The sequence below is a fragment of the Paenibacillus sp. MER TA 81-3 genome (assembly GCF_023713585.1).
GTDB classification, from domain to species: Bacteria; Bacillota; Bacilli; order Paenibacillales; family Paenibacillaceae; genus Paenibacillus_B; species Paenibacillus_B profundus.
Window position 1 is genome coordinate 1 of the sequence record NZ_JAMAWB010000127.1, and the last position, 260, is coordinate 260.

Consider the following 260-nt stretch of genomic DNA (forward strand, 5'->3'; position numbering starts at 1 on the left):
CTGGAGGGCTTAACGGTCGTGTTCGGGATGGGTACGCGTGGAACCCCTCCGCTATCGCCACCAAACAGGTATTCAAGGGTTTGCACCTTGAAAACTGAACGCGAAAGTTTCAACTGCTTCGAATCATTATTATTTAGGATAAGCCCTCGACCGATTAGTATTCGTCAGCTCCACACATTGCTGTGCTTCCACCCCGAACCTATCTACCTCGTCGTCTTCAAGGGGTCTTACTAATTGGGAAATCTCATCTTGAGGGGGGC

The 260-nt window shown here is 50.0% G+C and carries 2 rRNA genes; both read right to left on the minus strand.

What is annotated here, in order from left to right:
- Nucleotides 1-65 (minus strand): 5S ribosomal RNA (gene rrf / locus M3650_RS31540); the annotation flags it as partial.
- A 69-nt stretch (nucleotides 66-134) separates the two neighbouring features.
- Nucleotides 135-260 (minus strand): 23S ribosomal RNA (locus tag M3650_RS31545); the annotation flags it as partial.